The following is a 16,301-nucleotide window of genomic DNA, read 5'->3' on the forward strand; positions in this document are numbered from 1 at the left end:
CGGGTCAGCGCCGGGTGAGCCTGCGCACCAGCAGGTCGCCCAGGCTCTGCGCCGCCTGCACGATGACGATGAGCAGGATGACGGTGGCCCACAGGTAGTGGTCGTTGAAGCGCTGGTAGCCCTCGCGGATGGCCAGGTCGCCCAGGCCGCCGCCGCCGATCGCGCCGGCCATCGCCGAGTAGGAGATGAGGGCGACCACGGTCATCACCAGGCCCGCGATGAGGCCGGGCAGCGCCTCGGGCAGCATCACCTTGCCGACGATCGTGAGCCTGCGGGTGCCCATGGCGTGCGCGGCCTCGACGACCTCGCGGTCGACCTCGCGCAGGGAGGTCTCCACCAGCCGGGCGAAGAACGGGATCGCGCCGATGCTCAGGGGGACGATCGCCGCCGTCGGGCCCAGGGTGGTGCCGACCAGGAAGCGGGTCAGGGACAGCACCGCCACCATCAGGACGATGAACGGCAGCGAGCGGCCGATGTTGACGATGGCGCTGAGGACGGCGCGCACCGCGGGCGCGGGGGTGAGGCCGCCGCGGTCGGTGGTGACCAGCAGCACGCCCAGCGGCAGGCCCACCAGGACGCTGAAGATCGTCGCCCACAGCACCATGTAGACGGTGTCCTGGGTGGCCAGCCACAGGCTTGGCCACATGTTCGGCCAGTCCCGGAGGAAGGCGACGACGGCCTCCCACGGGCCCGCGGCCCCGGTGTCCGCGGCCAGGAAGAGGATGTCGGCGGTGTGGGTGGTCACTTTCCGGCCTCCTCGACCAGCAGGCCGTGTTCGGACAGGTAGGTCAGGGCCTCGGAGCGGCGGGCGCCGCGGACGTCCACGCCCAGGCGGCCCACGGACTGGCCCGCGACCTGCTCCACGCCGCCGCCGAGGATGTTGACGTCCACGTCGAAGCGGCGGGTGAGCTCGGACATGAGGGGCTCGTCGAACGAGCGGGGGTAGGTCACGACGACCGTGTCGGGGCCCGCCAGGTCCGGCAGCGGGAAGAGGGAGCGGGCCAGCAGCGACCCGGGGGTGCCGATGAGGTCGAGCACGCGGCCCGCCTCGCGGAACTCGCCGTTCTCCATGATCGCGGCGGAGTCGCAGATCTTCTTGATCACGTCCATCTCGTGGGTGATCAGCAGGATCGTCAGCCCCAGTTCGTCGCGCAGGCGGCGCAGCAGGGCCAGGATCGAGTCGGTGGTGGCCGGGTCCAGGGCCGAGGTGGCCTCGTCGCTCAGCAGCACCTTGGGGCGGGAGGCCAGGGCGCGGGCGATGCCCACGCGCTGCTTCTGGCCGCCGGACAGCTGGGACGGGTAGGCACGCGCCTTGTCGCCCAGGCCGACCAGCTCCAGGAGCTCGCCCACGCGTTCGCGGCGCTCGGCGCGGCCGACCCCGGAGACCTCCAGGGGGAAGCCGACGTTGCCCGCGACGGTGCGCGAGGAGAGCAGCGCGAAGTGCTGGTGGACCATGCCGATGCCGCGGCGGGCGGTGCGCAGCCGCGCCCCGCGCAGGGAGGTCAGCTCCTCGCCGTCGACGGTGACGGTCCCGGCGTCGGGGCGCTCCAGGAGGTTGACGGAGCGGAGCAGGGTGCTCTTGCCCGCGCCGCTCTGGCCCACGACACCGTAGATCTCGCCGGGCTCCACGTGCAGGTCGACCCCGTTCAGGGCGGTCACCCGGTGTTTCTTCAACCTGTAGACCTTGTGCAGGCCCACTGCGTCAATCACGGTCTTCCCATCGACGTTGGTCAGGGCGCCCGGGGTCGGCGTACGGGCCGTACGGGCGCGGAGCTGCTCGACGTGGGACGACGCCCACGTCAGAGCGTACGGAGCGGTCCCGGACCGGGTGGAGGCGACGCGCCGGGGCGGGCGGTGCGGCGGTCGGGGCGCGGAAATCCTCGAAAATTACCGCTCGGCCGATACCGGTCGGCCGCGGGCGTCGAGGAGGCGGGGGTCAGGCGGACGCGCGACAACAGCGCCCATCACACCACATGGGGGTGTTCGCCCAGGTGGCGGTGGGTTTCACCGGGAGTCGTCCAGAAGCCTTCACGCTCACCACTCAACCATGGGACGGCGGGTCGGTTCACCGAAATCACACCCGAGAACCGGGTTATCTGTGCCACATCGCACCTTTTGTCGGTTCGGAAACCATCCGTTCCCTCCCGTATGACCCCGGGAGTGCTTACACTCATGACCGTCCCGTTACCATCGCCCAGCGCCGATCGCCGCTCACGATGGCACGGGCCTCCCGGTCCCCGGCGACGCACCGTCGCCCCTCCTCCCCGTGCTCGGGGAGCGGTCCCGGCCGGGAAATCGACGAGATGCAGCGCCCGCCCCGCCCCGAGCCCGGGGGTGCGCGGGCCCGAGGAGCGACCACACCGTGCACCCCGATGACCAGAGCCGAGTGGACGAGTTCGCCGACTTCTGGGCTCCCGATCCGCCGGCCGCGACCTGGCGCGAGACCCTGGCCGACGCCGCCTCCGCCCTGTCCCCCTCCCGGCGCCGCCGCGCCGGCCGGGCGCGTGTCATCGCCGTCACCCTCTCCCTGGGGGCGGCGCTCGTCGCCCTGCCCCAGACTCCGGCGCTGGCCCTGCCCATGGAGCCGGAGAGCATGGAGTCCCTGCGCGAGCGCGCGGAGACCCTGGGCGAGGAGTACAACGGCGAGCTGCGCGACATGGAGGGCGTCATCCAGGAGGCCGAGCGCGCCACCGAGCGGGCCGAGGAGACCGCCGAGGAGGCCCAGGCCTCCAAGGAGCAGGTCCGCACCCTGGCGTACGCCTCCTACACCGGCAACGGCATCGACCCGTCCATGTCGCTCTTCGTCGACGCCGACCCCGACCAGGTCATCGACCGCGCCGTGGTCATCGACTTCCTGGCGTCGAGCAACCAGGACAAGATCGCCGAGCTGGAACAGGCGCTGGAGCGCGACGAGGAGGCCCAGGAGGCGGCCCAGGAGACCCTGGAGGAGGCCGAGGCCGACCTGGAGGCGCTGGAGGAGCGGCGCGAGGAGGTCCAGGCGATGATCGCGGACCACCCGAACCAGCCGATGGGCGGCCAGTACAACATCACCCCCCGGACCGAGCAGATGCGCGAGCTGGTCATCGAGGAGTTCGGCGAGGGCACGGAGGTCGGCGGGGTCGGCTGCTACCGGGCGGTCGGCGGCTGGGTCGTCGGCGAGCACCCCAAGGGCCGGGCCTGCGACTTCATGGTGGACGGCAACGGGTCGATGCCCTCCCAGGAGCAGGTCGACCGCGGCTGGGCCATCGCCGAGTGGGCCCGCGAGAACGCCGACCGCCTGGGGATCATGTACGTGATCTACCGCCAGCAGATCTGGGACGTCCGGCGCGGCGACACCGGCTGGCGCGCGATGGCCGACCGCGGCAGCATCACCGAGAACCACTTCGACCACGTGCACATCTCGATGTTCTGACCCGCTCCGGGACGGCCGGGCGCTCCGCCGCGCCCGGCCGTCCCGGGGAATGGACGGACGGAAACGAGCGGTGCACGTGATCGACACGAAACAGTGACGATTCGCTCTCGCTCCCCGGCCCCGGCCTGCCGCACCCCGGGGTGCGCCGAATAGGATGCTCACGTCCCCGGCCGGCGGCATGCACGTCGGCCGCCCCGGAGCACCACACCGGGGCCACCTGGAGACACACAGGGCCCGCTCCTCCCCCGCTCCCCCGTCCTCGCCCGCGGTTCGGTGGCCACGGAAGGCGCGCCCTGCCCGTGTGAACGTCACCGGCGTCCCTTTCGACCCGACTTCGGAAAGTCACACGAACCCACAGGCGCCGACACGCGTCCCAGACAACACGTCAACACATCATCCGGGCGAGGGGAGCCATGAGCGAAAACGGACCTTACAACCAGCCACCGCAGAACCCCTACGGCGGTGACGGCCCGGGAGGGCAGCCTCCCTACGGCCCGCCGGGCGGCCCCTACGGCGACCCCCACACGGGCGGTCAGCCGGGCTACGCCCAGCAGGGCGCGTACACGGGCGGCCAGCCGGCCTACGGTCCCCCCGGGGGCTACCCGCCGCCGCAGCAGCCCAAGAGCGGCGGCAAGGCCGCCCTGTGGGTGGTCATCGGCGGCGGCGCGGTGATCGTGGTCCTCGTGGTCGCGCTCATCGTCATGCTCGCCACCAACCGCGGTGACGAGGGCGGCACCGTCGCCTCCCCGCCGGAGGGGAGCACCGAGGCCAGCGACCCCGTCACCGACCCGGCCGGCGAGGAGCCGGTCGAGGAGCCCGCGGGCGGCGGCGGCCCGGCGGGCGAGCCCCCGTACTCGCTGCCCATCGAGCCCTGCGAGGCCCTGACCGACCGCGTGGCCGAGGGCCTGCTCATGGGCCAGGACGGCTCCAAGAGCACCAGCGACAACCGCTCCACCTGCTCCGACATCAGCGGCACCCCGCCGGAGGGCAACCCGGACACCATGTTCGGGACCTACGACGTGACGTACCAGACCCCCTACGCCGGGTCGGACTCCATCGAGGGCGCCAAGACCGACTACCAGGACGCCGTCTCCAACATCCGCGGCGAGGGCTCGTACTCCCTGTACGACTCCGAGCACCTGGACCAGGACAAGGAGCTCCCCCTGGGCGACGAGGCCGTCTTCATCACCACGAAGTACGACTTCCTCGGCCAGTTCGTCCCCCGCGCCGCCGTGCTGATCCGTTCGGGCAACATCACCATCGAGGTCACGTACACGATGAGCCCCTCGTTCAGCGCCTCCGACGACGACGTCGAGAAGTTCACGCTCCCCGACGACATCGAGGCGACCATGACCATGGCCGGCGAGGACGCCCTCGCCCTGCTCGAGTCCGCCTGACCCGGAGGCCACCGGGCGCACGGAAGAGCATGAAGGGAGGGGCCGCGGCGACCGCCGCGGCCCCTCCCCCTTTCGTTCCGGGACCGGTCCCCCCGGTGCGGCGCCTACAGGGTCCTACAGGGTCGAGCGGACCCGGCGGGCGGCCTCGACCATGTTGCGCAGGGCCTGTTCGACCTCCTCGTAGCCGCGGGTCTTCAGACCGCAGTCCGGGTTGACCCACAGCTTCCCGGCGTCGATGTGCTCCACCGCCAGGCGCAGGGACGCCTCGATCTCCTCCACCGACGGCACCCGCGGGGAGTGGATGTCGTACACGCCCGGGCCTATGCCCCGCCGGTAGCCGCGGCGGCCCAGGTCCTCCACCAGCTCCATGCGAGAGCGGGCCGCCTCGACGCTGGTCACGTCGGCGTCCAGCTCCTCGATGCCGTCGACGATCAGGCCGAACTCGGAGTAGCACATGTGCGTGTGGACGGTCGTCGACGGCGAGACGCCGGAGGTGGCCAGCCGGAAGGAGCCCACGGCCCAGTCCAGGTACTCCCGCCGCTTCTCCGCCCGCAGCGGCAGCAGCTCGCGCAGCGCGGCCTCGTCGACCTGGATGTGGCGGATCCCCGCCCGCTCCAGGTCGGCGACCTCGTCGCGCAGGGCCAGTGCCACCTGGCGGGCGGTGTCGCCCAGCGGCTGGTCGGTGCGCACGAACGACCAGGCGAGCATGGTCACCGGTCCGGTGAGCATGCCCTTGACCGGCTTCGCGGTGCGCGACTGGGCGTAGGTGGTCCACTCCACCGTCATCGGCTCCGGGCGCGAGACGTCGCCGAAGAGGATCGGCGGGCGCACGCACCGGGAGCCGTAGGACTGCACCCAGCCGTTCTCGGTGGTGGCGTAGCCCCGGAGCTGCTCGGCGAAGTACTGGACCATGTCGTTGCGCTCGGGCTCGCCGTGGACGAGCACGTCCAGGCCGATGTCCTCCTGGAGCGCGATGACCCGGTCGATCTCGGCGCGCAGGATCGCCTTGTACTCCTCCTCGCCCAGCTCGCCGCGGCGGTGCGCGGCGCGGGCCCGGCGCAGCCCGCCGGTCTGCGGGAACGACCCGATGGTGGTCGTGGTCAGTGCCGGGACGCCGGGGGCGCCGCGCTCCCGCGGCCGCTCGTGGGCGTCCGCGCCCAGGGCCTCCAGGCGGGCGCGCACGCGCGCGTCCACGAACGACGCGCCGGCCGGGGCCGGGGCGGCGGCGTAGCCGTCCCCGGTGCCCTCGGACAGCACCCTGCCCAGCAGCGCGACCTCACGGGTCTTCTGCTCCGCGAAGGCCAGCGCCGCGCGCAACTCCGGGGGCAGCGAGGTCTCGGCGTCCAGGTCGATGGGCACGTGCAGCAGCGAGCAGGAGGTGCTCACGGAGATCCCGTCGGCCAGGCCCAGCAGGGTGCCCAGGGTGGCGACGGCGGCCGGGACGTCGGTGCGCCAGACGTTGCGGCCGTCGACCACGCCCGCGACCAGGCGGGTGGAGCCCAGCCCGGAGACCGCGGTCAGGTCGGCGATGCCCTCGGCGTCGGTGACGAGGTCCAGGCCCACGGCCTCGACCGGGGACTCCTTGAGGACGCGCAGGGCGTCGGCGCCGATGGAGCCGAAGTAGGTGGAGACCAGGATCTCCGGGCGGTCGGCGAGCCCGCCCAGGACGCCGTAGGCGCGCTCCAGGTGGCCCAGGGCGGCGCGGCCCTCGTCGGTGGCCAGCACCGGCTCGTCCAGCTGCACCTGCTCGGCGCCGGCGGCGCGCAGGTCCGCCAGCACGCGGCCGTAGGCGTCCAGCAGGTCGTCGAGCAGCGCGATGGGCGACCAGCCCCGCGGGGCGTCGTCGGCGGCCTTGGACAGCAGCAGGAAGGTCAGCGGGCCGACCAGCACCGGGCGGGTGGGGTACCCGGCCTCCAGGGCCTCGCGGAACTCGGCGACGGGCTTGTCGCCGGCGACGCGCGGCCGCACGGCCGGGGAGAGCTCCGGGACCAGGTAGTGGTAGTTGGTGTCGAACCACTTGGTCATCTCCAGGGGCGGGGCGCCCTGGACCCCGCGGGCCAGCGCGAAGTAGCGGCGCAGCCGCCCGTCGGCGTCGGCGGCCGCGCACGGGTCCTCGAACCGCTCCGGGACCAGGCCGAACAGGACGGCGGTGTCCAGCACCTGGTCGTAGTAGGAGAACGTGTTGGAGGGGATGTCGTCGATCCCGGCGGCGCGCAGCCGGGCGTAGGTGTCCAGGCGCAGGCCGGCGGCGGCCTCCTCCAGGTCGGCGGCGGTGGAGGCGCCCTTCCAGTAGGACTCCTCGGCGCGCTTGAGCTCGCGGTCGGGGCCGATGCGCGGGTAGCCGTGCACCGTGGACCGCACGGCGGGTCCGGGGGTGTTCATGAAGCTTCTTCTCCCTCGTCGAAAGCCGGGCACCGTGCCCGGGGTCGGCGAGGGGGCACGCCGGTGGGGCGCCGCTCGACGGGCGCCCACGGGTGCCGACCTCGGCCCTCCCTCGGGGCACGGGACCACCGGCGGCACGGGTGCGCCGCCGGGTGGAGGCAGGTCTTCGGACTCACGGGCGCGACCGGTGGGCCACCGGTCCCCTAATGCCCGCCGCTTCCCGGTCCCCGACCTCTCCGGTCGGTCCACCAGTGCTCCATGGCGGGGGTCGTTCCCGTACACCGCTGCGGGGCAGTCCCGGATTCGCACCGGGTTCCCTCTTGCGACGCGCGCCACCGGCCCGGGATCGCCCCGGGCGGAAGGATGGCGCACGAACCTTCCACGCCTGCGAGTATAGGGAGACATCCCCTCGCCCCTGCCCCCCGGCATGCCCCCTGTGCCCCTCGCCGCCCCGGAGTCCGAACCCTCCGCCCGTGGGCGGCGTCACACCCGATGAAGACGTCGCACGGTGGCGCCCCCGCCGGCCCCGTGCACGTTCGTCTGCGAAATGGACGCGGAGAACCCCTGGTGAACAAGCTGCCCCGAACCGCCATGACCCCCGACCACCCGGTCATCACGGTGGGCGTCTCCCTCGTGGTCCTGGCCGGCATGGTGCTGTTGTCGGTGCGACCACCGGAGTCGTTGGGGGCGGGCCCGGCCGGGGGCGTGGCGCACGGCCTGGCCGACGCCATCGAGCAGCGCATCCCCGCCACCGGCGAGCCCGACGCGCTGACCGTGGTCGACGAGGCCGCCCTGACCGGGGTGGAGACGGAGGAGCTGGAGTACGACGGGGTCGCCACCGAGGTGTCCTTCCCGGTGCTGCCCAACGCCGAGCCGCTCACGGAGTTCCTGCGCGGGAGGCTGGGCGCCGACGTGGAGGCGTTCGACGCCGCCAACCCGGGCGCGGAGTCCTACACGGCGGGGTGGAACATCACCGCCGCCTCCGACGGCCTGGTCGGCGTGCGCATGACGGGCGAGGAGACCGACTCCGAGGGCACCCGGGAGTTCCACTCCACCTACTGGTACGACACCGGCGACGGCGTCACCCGCGGCTCGCAGTCGCTGCTGGCCGGACAGGACGAGCTGGCCGCCCTCAACACCCTGGTGCGCGACCGCCTCGGCGACGCCGCCGAGACGGGGACGGTGCTGCCGGTGGCGTCGCTGTACGACTCGGTCGGGTTCAACCCCGACGGCGACCTGGTCGTGGAGTTCGACACCGGGCAGGTCGCCCCGGCCGACGCCGGACCCCTGACCGCGGTCGTCGAGCGCGCCGAGTCCGAGCCGCTGCTGTCGGACTTCGGGCGCCGGGTGCTGCGCGCCGCCACCACCGGGGTCGAGGAGTTCGCCGTCTCCGCCGCGCCCGGGGAGGGCCCCGGCGTCGCGGACGAGCCGGTCCCGGGCGTCATCTCCCCCGTGGACGAGTCCGTCGACTGCGCCGACCCCGAGGTCAAGTGCGTGGCCCTGACCTACGACGACGGCCCCGGCGGGGGCACCCCCGAACTGCTGGACACGCTCGCCGAGTACGACGCCAAGGCGACCTTCTTCGTCACCGGCCTGCCGGTGATGGAGCACCCGCACACGGTGCGGCGCACCTACGCCGAGGGGCACGAGATGGCCAACCACACCCTGAACCACCCCGACCTGGCGGGGCTGGGGGCCGACGGCGTCCACGACAACCTGAACAGCGTGCAGGCCCTGGTGTACCGGGAGACCGGGTACACGATGGACCTCATGCGCCCGCCGTACGGGTCGACCAACGACGGCGTCGCCTCGGTGACCCGGGACATGGGCCTGGCCCAGGTCCTGTGGAGCATCGACACCAACGACTGGAAGGACCGGGACCCCTCCGTGGTCGCGGACCGGGCGATCGCGGGCGCCTCGGACGGGGCGATCATCCTCATGCACGACATCCACCCCACCACCATCGCGGCCTCGCACAAAATCATCCGCGAGCTGGACGCGCAGGGGTACACGATGGTGACCGTGTCGCAGCTGCTGGGCGACGCCGAGCCCGGCGAGCGGTACGTGGACGGCGTGCCCGACGAGCCGCCCTCGGACGCGCCCTCGGACGGCGCCGGGGAGGACTCCGGGGAGTAGGCCGCGCCTTCCGGGCCCCGGGCGGACCCCCGCAGGGGTCCGCCCGGGGCACCGCGCGCGGCGGCGGCGGTCACCGAGAGCGCAGGGGCTGACCACATGTGGTCAGCGTCACGGCCGGGCCGCCGGATTCCCCTATGTTGCACCCAACAGCCCCGGTGCACATGTTCTGGATGAGGGAGTCCGGTGTTCTCGTCGAGCCGTACGCGTCCGCAGCAGCCCCTCCCCCGCGGGGTGGGAGCCGCACGCCGGCACCCGTGGGCGGTGGGGGCCGCCGTGGCCCTGGTGCTCCCCCTGGCCTCCTGCCAGAACCCGCCGGCCGCCGCCCCGGAGGAGGCCGACGGCGAGGCCGTCACCGTACTGGTCGACGGCCCCGGGGACGTGGTCACCGAGTGGAGCGGCGAGGGGGACGACTTCCCCGACCACCCCTACATCCCCGAGGACGTGGAGATCTCCGTCGCCCACCCGGAGTTCCCGGGCGCCGAGGCGTTCTCCACCGCCCTGCACGGGCACATCGACCGGGAGGTCATGGACTTCCGCGGGGCCAGCCGGGAGCCCGTGGGCCTGGAGATCGCCTGGGAGGTCGTGGCCGCCGGCGAGGGCGTCCTGGGCGTGCGCCTGGTCGGCACCGAGGAGGACCTGCACGGGAGGCGCCAGACGTACGCGACGTACTGGTACGACGAGTCGACCGGGCACACCGGGTACGCCACCGAGCTGCTGGCCGACGACGCCGCGCTGGCGGAGCTGAACGACCTGGTGGGCGAGGAGCTCGCGGACCACCCCGACGTGGACCCGCGGGGGCTGCTGCCGGTCATGCGCACCTACGACTCGATCGGGTTCAACGCCGCCGGCGACCTGGTCGTGGAGTTCGACGACGGGCACCTGTCGCCCGTGGTCGAGGGGCACCCGCCGGACGCGTCCCCGGGGCGGATCGCCGCGGTCATCGACGCCGAGCGGGCCGGACCGCTGCTGTCGGACCTGGGCGAGCGGGCCCGGAGCGCGTCGCTCACCGAGGAGCCGGTGCTGTCGGTGTCCGAGCCCGACACCGCCCTGGAGTCCGCCCCGGTGCCCCCGGGCGTGGTGACCGAGCGCGGCCCCGACGTGGACTGCACCGACCCCGGGGTCGAGTGCGTGGCGCTGACCTTCGACGACGGCCCGGTGGAGGCGACCGCGCACGTGCTGGACATCCTCGCCGAGCAGGAGGTGACGGCGTCGTTCTTCCTCAACGGCGACCCGCTGCTGACCCGGCCGTGGCTGGCGCGGCGGATCTACGCCGAGGGGCACGAGCTGGGCAACCACAACGACCTGCACGAGAGCATGACGGAGGAGTTCACGCCGGAGGAGCTGCCCGCGCAGGTGGCGATGGTCGGCGCGGGGATCCGCCGCCAGACCGGGTACACCGTGGAGCTGTTCCGCCCGCCGTTCGGGGCCACCGACGACGGCGTCAAGGCGGAGCTGGCCCGGCAGGAGCTCGCCGAGGTGATGTGGACGGTCGACAGCGAGGACTGGACCGGGTCCGACCGGGACACGGTCGCGGACCGGGTGGTGGACCTGGTGGAGCCCGACGGGGTGGTCCTGCTGCACGACCCGCAGCCCACGACGGTCGCGGCCCTGCCGGAGATCATCGAGCGGCTGCGCGAGAAGGGCTATGTCTTCGTGACCGCGTCACAGGCCTTCGCCCCCGAGGCCGGCGGCACCTACCCCCCGGACTGGGACGGCAGCTGGTGACACGCCGACGGCCCGGGCCGGGGCGGGATGCCCCGGGCCGGGCCGTCGGCGGTGGTCCGTGCGGTGCGGGTCAGGCGGTGGCGGCGGGGCTCGCGGCCGGCGCGGTGTCCGGGACCTCGGAGCCGACGGCGTCGGCGATCGAGGTGTACCCGGCGGCGCGGACCAGGCGGGCCAGGCCGCGGTGGACGCGGCGCGGCCAGAGCGGGCCGCCGTAGATCATGCCGGTGTAGCCCTGGACCAGGGTCGCCCCGGCCCGGATGCGGGCCCAGGCGTCCTCGGGGGTGTCGATGCCGCCCACCGCGACCAGGGTGAGCCGGTCGCCGGCCCTGGCGCGCAGGCGGCGCAGCACCTCCAGGGAGCGGTCCTTCAGGGGCGCGCCGGACAGGCCGCCGCCCCCGGCCGCCTCGACCTCCTCGGCGGAGGAGGCCAGGCCCTCGCGGGAGACGGTGGTGTTGGTCGCGATGACGCCGTCCAGCCCCAGCTCCAGGGCCAGGTCGGCGACCGCGTCGACGTCCTCGTCGGCCAGGTCCGGGGCGATCTTGACCAGCAGCGGCAGCTCCGGGCGCCCGGCCTCGGCCAGCGCCCCGCGCACGGCGGACAGGATCGGCCGCAGCCGCTCCACGCTCTGCAGGTTGCGCAGGCCCGGGGTGTTGGGCGAGCTGACGTTGACCACCATGTAGTCGGCGTAGGGGGCCAGCCGCCGGGCGCTGAGCGCGTAGTCGCCCTCGGCCTCCTCCTCCGGCGTGACCTTGGTCTTGCCGATGTTGATCCCCAGGATCGGGCCGGGCCCGCCCCGCCGGTGGTGCAGGCGCTCGGCGACCAGCGCCGACCCCTCGTTGTTGAAGCCCATCCGGTTGACGATCGCCCGGTCCTTCACCAGGCGCGTCAGGCGCGGGCGCGGGTTGCCCGGCTGCGGCTGGGCGGTGACCGTGCCGATCTCGACGAACCCGAAGCCGAGCGCGCCCAGGGCCCGGGGGCCCTCGGCGTTCTTGTCGAACCCGGCGGCCAGGCCCAGCGGGCCGGGGAACTCGCGGCCGAACGCCCGCACGGCCAGCTCGGGCTCGCGCGGGCCCAGCACCCGCTCGGCCGCCGCGGCCGCGCCGGGCACGGCGGCGGCGCAGCGCAGGGCGCCGAAGCTCACCTTGTGGATCGTCTCGGCGTCCAGGTGGCGCAGGACCGAGCTGAAGAGGATCTGGTAGAACACGACTGTAATTTAACCGTTTCCGTCGCTCTCGCGCTCGGCGAGAAAGCGTTCGAGTTCAGCGCCGAGCTCCTCGGCGGTGGGCAGGCCGGCCTCGTCGTCGGCCAGCGGGAGCACCCGGCGGTCCTCCGGGTCGGTCCGCGAGGACATGATGTCGTCGTACTGGCGCTCCAGGTTGACGACGATGCGCTGGACCTCCTCGGAGGCGCTCACCTGTTCGGCGATCTCCACGTCCGTGGCCTGGGCGACCTCCTCCAGGCCCGTGGCGGGCAGGGACAGGCCGGTGGCGTCGGCGATGTACCGCAGGGCGGCCAGCGCCGCGCGCGGGTAGGTGGACTGGGCCAGGTAGCTGGGCACGTGGACGGCGTAGCCGAGGAAGTCGTGCCCGGCCTCGCCCAGCCGGAACTCCAGCAGCGACACCGCACTGCCGGGCACCTCGACCCGGCCGATCCAGGGCGTGTGGCCCTCGACCAGCTCGGGGCGGGTGGAGTGCGGAGTGACCGTGGCCGGCCGGGTGTGCGGCACGGCCATGGGGATGCCGTGGACGCTCAGGGACAGCGACACCGAGAAGCGCTCCACCAGGCCGATGACGGCGGCGGTGAAGGCCTCCCACTCGCGGTCCGGCTCCGGGCCGTGCAGGACCAGGAACGGGCTGCCCTCGGCGTCGCGCATGCGGTACAGGGCCAGCTTGGGGGCCCGGTACTCCGTCCAGGTGTTCTCGACGAAGGTCATGGGCGGGCGCCGGGCCCGGTAGTCGACGAGGCGGTCCACGTCGAAGACCGCGATCTCCTCGGCCTCGAAGCGTTCGAACAGCTCCTCGACCATCTGCCTGCCCGCGTTGCCTGCGTCGACGAAGCCGTCCAGGGCGACCAGCATCGCCAGGCCGGCGACGTCGTCGAAACCGGGTCGGAGTTCGTACAGATCTGCTGGGTTGCGCACCGGGGTCTCGTCTCCAGAAAGCTCGGGGTTTCAGGGGGCCGCGTGGCAGTCCAACACCGACCGGCGTCACCGTGTTCCCGGTCGTCCTCGGGCCGTTCACCCCGGTATCCCAGATTACCGACCCGTATTCACCACCGCTGCCCGAGGACCCGCAGGGAGCGCAGCCGGTTGAGGAGCGCCGCGACCTCCTGCCGGCGCGGCAGCGCGTAGTCGCCGCCGAAGTCCGCGCCCAGCCGGGTGACCCCGTGTTCGGCCAGCTCGGCCTCCAGGGCGTCCAGGGCCTCGGCGAGCGTGCGGTCCCGCAGGTCGAGGGCGCGCAGGGCCAGCCCGGCGCCGATGATCTGCCCGGGGTCGACGAACTGCTCGACGGAGCGCACGTCGACGTCGTCGTCGCCGAAGACCAGCACGTCCATGTCGCGGCGCTTGATCCGGGACCGGCCGCGCGCGTCGGAGGGGTCGACCGAGCGCGGGTCGACGAGGCGGGCGCGCGGAGCGGTGAACACCGCGTCCGTCCGCTCCCGGGCCAGCTCCCGCGCGCGCTCCCCGACGTCGTGCGGGTGGTAGGCGTCCATCATGACCACGTGGTCGGCGACGTCGAAGTAGTCGCCGCTGCCGCCCATGACCAGCACCGTGGAGACGCCGTGGTCGCGGTACAGCGGCCGCACCAGGTCGACGAACGGGACGAGGGGCTCGCGGTCGCCGTGCACCAGGGCCTGCATGCGCTCGTCGCGGATCATCAGGTTGGTGGCGGTGGAGTCCTCGTCCACCAGCAGGGTGCGCGACCCGGCCTCCAGCGCCTCGCAGATGTTGGCGGCCTGCGAGGTGGAGCCCGAGGCGTTGTCGGTGCGAAAGTCCGCGGTGTCGGCGCCGGTGGGCAGGTTGCGCACGAAGGAGCCCACGTCGACCCGCTCCACCCGGCGGCCCTCCTCGGCGCGGATCTTGACCGCGTCGGCGCGGGTGACCACCAGTTCGCGCCCGTCGCCCGGCACGTGGTCGTAGACGCCCCGCTCCAGGGCGTGCAGCAGGGTGGACTTGCCGTGGAAGCCGCCGCCCACGATGAGGACGACGCCCTCGGGCACGCCCATGCCGGTGACCGTGCCCCGGTGCGGCAGGTCCACCGACACGCGCAGGCTGTCGGGCGAGGAGAACGGGACCGCGCCCTCGGCCATGGGCTCGTCGCTGATCCCGCTGCGGCGCGGCAGGACCGCCCCGTCGGCGACGAACGCGACCAGGCCCCGCTCCGCCAGCGCCGAGCGCAGGGCGACCGTGTCGGCCACGCTGTCGGCGAAGGCCCGCGCGGCGTCCCGGTCGACCGCCTCCCAGTACAGGTCGTCGACCACCCCGGGCAGGGTGTCGCAGAACTCGCGCTCGGCGGCCCGGCCGTCGATGCGGCGGCCGCGGCCGGGCAGGTCGATACCGATGCGCAGCTCCAGGCCGCCGCCCTCGGTGACCCGGCAGGAGGAGCGCTCCAGGACCTCCTGCCCGCCGGTGTCGATGCGCAGCAGCGAGCGCCGCAGCAGCCGCCCGGCCCGGCGGCCCAGGAAGTCGGCGGTGGCCCGGCGGCGCACGGGGTCGGCCCAGGCGTCCTTGGGAATGCCGGCGTCGGGCAGCGCGACCAGGATCCGCGAGGGCGGCGCGAACGGGTCGGCCTGCACCCGCTGGACGGTCAGCGTGAAGTCCCCGAAGTCCCAGTCCCCCCTGAGGGACTTGTAGCGGCCGTAGGAGTCGCCGTCCATCCGCAGCAGCTCCCGCGAGAGCCGCTCGTCGTCGCGCACCCCCTGGAGGGGCTCCGGCTCGGGCCGGCGCCCGCCGCCCCGGCCCCCGTGGCCCCCGCGCCCGCCCCGGCCGCCCCCGTACCGCTCCGCCATCTCCCGCTCCCCCGAACTCAGGTTCCGTGCTCCCCGCCAGGTTAGGCCGTCCCGCCCGCCCCCGCCCGCCCCCTGTGGACGACGCCCCGCATGCCGGCCGGAGCGGTGGCGGAGCGCACGTGAAAGGGCCGGGCCCGGTGCGACTTCCGGGTCCGGCCCTTCGGGGTGGGACACGGCCCGCGGCGCCAAGGGGGTGCACCGGGGCCGTGCGGACACCTCCCCGGGAGGGGTGGGGAGGTGCCACGCCTTCATTTTTACCGGAACTCGATCTCCCGCGCGGGGGAAACCTCGATTCCGTCGGCCCGCAGTTCCCGTTCGACGGCGGCGGCGCGCTCGGCCGCGCTCGCCCCGTCCGCCGGGAAGGTGCCGTGGGCGCCCGCGGCGAGGACCACGCGGTAGCCCTCGCCGCGGGCGCGGCGGCCCGTCGCGGAGATGCAGTACTCGCTCTGGAAGCCCGCCAGGACCAGCCCGCGGGCGCCGGTGACGGCGAGCGCCTCGGCCAGCCCCGGCGAGGTGAAGGCGTCCGGGCCGGTCTTGCGGAACACCGGTTCGTCCTCCCGGGCCGGGAAGGTCGGCTGCCAGCCCTCGCCGAACGGCTCGTCGGGATCCCCCTCGTCCCCGTCGTTGAGGACGTGCACGACGGGGGTGCCCGAGGAGCGGGCGCGGTCGAGGAGGGAGGCGAGCTCGGCGCGCAGGGGCCCGGCGTCCGGGACCGCCTCGGCCCCCTCGAGGAAGTTGTCCTGCACGTCTACGAACACCAGTACGAACGACATGCCCCTATGGTGACACAGCTCACCGGCCGCCGGTCGCCTTTCCGGCGGCGCGGCGGAAGGCGAGGTCGCGCCCGTCCACCGGCGGGTCGGCCGGGTCCTGCACGAACACCGCGAAGAGCCGGTCGGTGTCCCGCAGGTCGTCCAGCAGGTCCCGCCAGGCGAACAGGTTGGGGTGGTCGAACACGGTGCACGCCTGGGCCGGGGCGAGCCCCCGCTCGGCCGCGCGCAGGTCCTCGGCGGTCAGGTCGTACACGGCGGTGCCGCGGGTGTGCCCCAGGACCCGGCCCAGGACGACGGCGGGCAGGCCGTGCATCGCGCCGGGGACGTTGACCACGGGGAAGGCCGGCTCGCCGTCGCGCTCGCGCCCGACGGCGAAGGCGGACGGCCGCTCCCAGCCGGGGTGCCCCTCCTCCAGGCGGGTCCGTGCGGCGTGGATGTCGTCTTCGGTGACCCACTGCTCCATGGGTG

At 73.8% G+C, this 16,301-nt stretch carries 12 protein-coding genes and 1 riboswitch; of the genes, 4 read left to right on the forward strand and 8 right to left on the reverse strand.

Annotated elements, in window-relative coordinates; translation table 11 throughout:
• Positions 1-4: 4 nt before the first annotated feature.
• Both K1J57_RS00765 and K1J57_RS00770 read right to left on the reverse strand, forming a co-directional pair.
• A complete protein-coding gene (locus K1J57_RS00765; protein WP_220562567.1) occupies positions 5-745 on the reverse strand; it encodes a methionine ABC transporter permease in 741 nt (246 codons plus the stop codon).
• Positions 742-1,698 carry a methionine ABC transporter ATP-binding protein gene (locus K1J57_RS00770; RefSeq protein ID WP_220565275.1) on the reverse strand — a complete coding sequence of 319 codons (957 nt, stop codon included), beginning with the start codon at positions 1,696-1,698 and terminating at the stop codon, positions 742-744. Before K1J57_RS00770 ends, K1J57_RS00765 begins: the two co-directional genes overlap by 4 nt.
• A 664-nt stretch (positions 1,699-2,362) precedes the next feature.
• On the opposite strand from K1J57_RS00770, the gene K1J57_RS00775 reads away from it, so the two are divergent.
• Together K1J57_RS00775 and K1J57_RS00780 are read left to right on the forward strand one after the other, a co-directional pair.
• Entirely contained in the window at positions 2,363-3,412 is a 1,050-nt protein-coding gene (locus K1J57_RS00775; protein ID WP_220562568.1) for a hypothetical protein, read from the forward strand.
• Between the two features lie 413 nt (positions 3,413-3,825).
• Entirely contained in the window at positions 3,826-4,809 is a 984-nt protein-coding gene (locus K1J57_RS00780) for a DUF3558 domain-containing protein (RefSeq protein WP_220562569.1), read from the forward strand.
• A gap of 114 nt (positions 4,810-4,923) precedes the next feature.
• On the opposite strand, the gene metE is transcribed toward K1J57_RS00780, so the two are convergent.
• Positions 4,924-7,191: a 5-methyltetrahydropteroyltriglutamate--homocysteine S-methyltransferase gene (gene metE / locus K1J57_RS00785; RefSeq protein ID WP_220562570.1), complete on the reverse strand. Its 2,268-nt coding sequence runs from the start codon at positions 7,189-7,191 to the stop codon at positions 4,924-4,926.
• Between the two features lie 157 nt (positions 7,192-7,348).
• A riboswitch (cobalamin riboswitch) is annotated at positions 7,349-7,528 on the reverse strand.
• Positions 7,529-7,782: 254 nt separating this feature from the next.
• Here metE and K1J57_RS00790 point away from each other — a divergent pair.
• Both K1J57_RS00790 and K1J57_RS00795 read left to right on the forward strand, forming a co-directional pair.
• Positions 7,783-9,327, forward strand: a complete 1,545-nt coding sequence (locus K1J57_RS00790; protein WP_220565276.1) for a polysaccharide deacetylase family protein — start codon at positions 7,783-7,785, stop codon at positions 9,325-9,327.
• 273 nt (positions 9,328-9,600) lie between these two features.
• The gene (locus K1J57_RS00795) at positions 9,601-11,052 is read left to right on the forward strand and encodes a polysaccharide deacetylase family protein (protein WP_255646767.1); all 1,452 of its coding nucleotides are present in this window, start codon (positions 9,601-9,603) and stop codon (positions 11,050-11,052) included.
• Positions 11,053-11,122: 70 nt separating this feature from the next.
• On the opposite strand, the gene K1J57_RS00800 is transcribed toward K1J57_RS00795, so the two are convergent.
• The 5 genes from K1J57_RS00800 to K1J57_RS00820 all read right to left on the reverse strand — a co-directional run bounded on the left by K1J57_RS00800 (position 11,123) and on the right by K1J57_RS00820 (position 16,296).
• Complete coding sequence (locus tag K1J57_RS00800; protein ID WP_220562572.1) at positions 11,123-12,256, reverse strand: quinone-dependent dihydroorotate dehydrogenase; 1,134 nt, start codon at positions 12,254-12,256, stop codon at positions 11,123-11,125.
• A 9-nt stretch (positions 12,257-12,265) separates the two neighbouring features.
• Positions 12,266-13,192: a proteasome assembly chaperone family protein gene (locus K1J57_RS00805; protein WP_220562573.1), complete on the reverse strand. Its 927-nt coding sequence runs from the start codon at positions 13,190-13,192 to the stop codon at positions 12,266-12,268.
• 128 nt (positions 13,193-13,320) lie between these two features.
• Positions 13,321-15,060, reverse strand: a complete 1,740-nt coding sequence (locus tag K1J57_RS00810; protein WP_220562574.1) for an ABC-ATPase domain-containing protein — start codon at positions 15,058-15,060, stop codon at positions 13,321-13,323.
• A 254-nt stretch (positions 15,061-15,314) separates the two neighbouring features.
• A complete protein-coding gene (locus tag K1J57_RS00815; RefSeq protein ID WP_220562575.1) occupies positions 15,315-15,833 on the reverse strand; it encodes an isochorismatase family protein in 519 nt (172 codons plus the stop codon).
• Positions 15,834-15,852: 19 nt separating this feature from the next.
• Positions 15,853-16,296, reverse strand: a complete 444-nt coding sequence (locus K1J57_RS00820) for a hypothetical protein (protein WP_220562576.1) — start codon at positions 16,294-16,296, stop codon at positions 15,853-15,855.
• Positions 16,297-16,301 lie beyond the last annotated feature (5 nt).

Origin of the sequence: Nocardiopsis sp. MT53 (assembly GCF_019598965.1) — a bacterium.
Lineage (GTDB): Bacteria > Actinomycetota > Actinomycetes > Streptosporangiales > Streptosporangiaceae > Nocardiopsis > Nocardiopsis changdeensis.